General features: G+C 40.7%; 3 protein-coding genes. 2 read left to right on the top strand and 1 reads right to left on the bottom strand.

Going from position 1 to position 3,005, the window contains the following annotated elements; all coding sequences use genetic code 11:
* Both AC55NX_RS20520 and AC55NX_RS20515 read left to right on the top strand, forming a co-directional pair.
* Positions 1 to 1,580: S-type pyocin domain-containing protein (locus AC55NX_RS20520; RefSeq protein ID WP_496997420.1), on the top strand; the 1,580-nt coding region annotated here is incomplete at its 5' end.
* Between the two features lie 9 nt (positions 1,581 to 1,589).
* Entirely contained in the window at positions 1,590 to 2,057 is a 468-nt protein-coding gene (locus AC55NX_RS20515; protein WP_496997419.1) for a YrhA family protein, read from the top strand.
* Between the two features lie 560 nt (positions 2,058 to 2,617).
* Here the strand turns inward: AC55NX_RS20515 and AC55NX_RS20510 are convergent.
* The coding region (locus AC55NX_RS20510) for an ankyrin repeat domain-containing protein (protein ID WP_496997418.1) at positions 2,618 to 3,005 on the bottom strand (388 nt) is incomplete at its 5' end.

The raw sequence follows: 3,005 nt of genomic DNA, 5'->3' as shown, positions 1-3,005 counted from the left end.
CATCCCTGCGCGAATCGGATATCAAATCCGTAACGCCTTCCGGAATGCGCTTTGCTGATTTTCTTGAGCAGCTACGCAGCGGTCATCAAGTCTTACTCACTGATACGCCATCTATCCCCTTATTGATTCGGGAGCGGGATGAATGGGGCAATCAATATTGGCGGGTCAATCCCGAGGTTGAGCCTCAGCTCGACTGGCTGGCATACAAGGCCTATACCGCACGGGCTGAGTTGGTCAATCATGGTATTGGCTCATCTTACGTTGGCAGTGTCAACGCCTCGGTGTATACCGAGCCTTATGTTGAACATGAACCTGTGAAGCTAACTTTACAAGAGCGGCTAGTAAGGCAGCGTCAGGAGCGGTTACGGGAATTAGAAAACATACAACTGCCCCCGTCATCATGGCAAGACACATTTAGCAAGCCTGCGCCTAAATCGCAGCAAGTGTTTGCCAAATCATCACTTGTCCCTTGTGGCTCCTGTGATATTGGTACAGAGCAAGAATCACTGACTGATATAGGTCAGATTGCTGCTTATGGCGCTGTAGCAATGAATAACACAACAGCACTTACCGGAGAAGCGACATTTGTTGAAGCGAGTGGCTCGGCACTTAAATCCTTGAGTGGATTTGCGCTGCGGGCTGCGAAAGTCGGTCTCTCACCAGCGACAGCCGCACTTGCACTGTTTATGCCGACGAAGGTAGCAGACAGCACCCTATATCATGCGAAAGACTTGCGTCATATGGCGGTTGCCAATACCAATATTCGTTTAGGTTTTAACCAGTCCGGGCAGATTTACGGCTATCACGTCAAAGGGGCGGAAATTCCGGTTCGCCATGTCAAACAAGTGGGAGAGAAACTTGTGGTTGCGCTGGAAAGCGACCACACCCTTGAGTGGGTGCCAATGCATCCAGAAGACAAAGACAGTCATTTCACCACGTCGCCAATCCCAGCGTTGGACAGTTACCATATTTGGGTACACCCAGAGCGTGGTGAGGCAGAATTAAAAGGGACAAATGAGCCATACACCACCCCGACTCATCAGACCAATTCAAAGGATTATATTCTCACCTTCCCGGCTGAAAGCGGTATTCCACCACTGTATGTAGTGTATAGTGTGGATGAGGCAAAGAAAAAATCAGCTTTTACAGGTAGATACAAAGGAGAAGAGATTACTCTTAAAGATGTTGAACTGAAGAACATCAATTATATTAAACGTGATAGGGGTGAGTATGAAACCTTGAGAAGTCAGTTTAATTCTTCTGTACGAAAGGATTTTCTTAAGAGTTTGACCAATGATCCTGTGTCCCTGAAAAAGTTAAAAGAGCATGGTGTAAAAGATAGTGAAATTGCTAAATTATCCCAAGGCAAAGTCCTCCGAGGGTATCAGGTTCACCATAAAATTCCATTAGATGATGGTGGAACGAATGACTTTGATAATTTAGTTTTGATACGCAACTCACCAGAGCACTCTGTATTTACAACCTATCAGAAACAAAAGACTACATCTTTATCCGTTGGAGAGAGCCACATAGTGCAATGGCCTTCTCCAAATGGAAAAGTTTATCCGACAAAGGAGTGAAGTTCAGACATGTCTATTAGCGATATTTTAAGCCTATTGAATAGTGAAAACCAATTGGAAAAAAATGAGTATGGTGAAGGTTTTTTACTTAATGCTGCGGAAGATACGGAAATTGAAAACTTAAAAAAAATCGTATTGGCTCAATTTGGCATTGATGTTTCTAGTGAATATTTAGAAATCCTGAAATTATCAAATGGTTTTTCAGTCAATGGTTTTAATCTATATGGTAGTAAACCCTACGATGAAGATTTTTTCATCGATGGTATTGTAGATATAAATAAAGAATTTTGGACAGAAGACAGTTTAAGGCAGTATTTCACCTATGGTGATGAATCATCTACCCGGTTGGTTTACAACATGGACTCTAATCTATACGAGGCTGTTGATAATGTCACATGGGAAAAATTAGATAGTTTTCATGATCTTAGTGACTTGTTAAACTATGTGTTTGAGAATAATAATATCTTCGACTCGTGAAGCTTAAGCTTTTTCTCATCATGTGGCTCCATTTACTTTGGTTTTGGAGTCTGTTTTTCTTCATCATTTTAGTGATTCCAAAGGCAATGAATATAGAATACTCACGTATAGTTCTCTGACTACTTTCGTTTGACCTCTTTCCTTCGCAGAATGAATCTATTCCGGTACGGGTAAAATCTAGTAGTGAACTATTCGATGAACGTAACTTTTTGTAAGGGCAGAAATTTCTGGCCTTTTTTCATATCTGAGAGATAGTTTTGACAGTGTGTTATAGCAGGGATGTATCAATGATTTTGCTACAAATGATTTTGCTACATATATGCCAGAAATAAAAAAGACTTAAGGCTAGATTAGCACTTAAGTCTTTGATAAATATGGCCTTCCGTAATCTGAATTTGAATTTTAATTTGTTGTTTTATAAGTATTTTTTATAGTTCAATTTTGGTTGTTGTTACTTCTGGTGTTACTAAAAGTAAAAGTTACTTTTTGGCATTTTATTGTGATATTTATCCTTTGAGTATTATTTCTCATTTAGTGTGGGATAGTTGACTGAATTCTATTTAGTAATGACTGACTAATTCAATAATCTTAGGATCCATATCATCAAGTAAGTTAACAAGCTCTCGGACTGATTTTCCCTTTTCTGTTTTAGCATCAGGATCTGCACCAAAATCAAGCAATAGTTTGACAACATCATATACAAATGGTTTTCCTCGAAATGCCATTCGAAGAGCGTTTATGCTATCTATGCCTCTGTGCTCAATCAATTTATCAGCACCGTTTTCCAACAAGAGCCGGATCCCCTCGACGTTGCGTTGACGAACGGCATAAATCATTGGCGTATAGCCATAGCTATCAATTGCGTTGACATCCAGCCCTTGGTCAATGAGGTATTGGACAGACTCAATCGGAGGACTTTCCTCTGGGTCTGTAGACGTTGACATCAGG

The sequence above is a fragment of the Vibrio rubrogenes genome (genome assembly GCF_059641415.1).
This window is presented reverse-complemented; position numbering and strand designations above follow the sequence as displayed.

Bases quoted from the DNA above. Each gene is read 5' to 3' on its own strand.
- AC55NX_RS20515 (WP_496997419.1), top strand. From the start codon at position 1,590: ATGTCTATTAGCGATATTTTAAGCCTATTGAATAGTGAAAACCAATTG.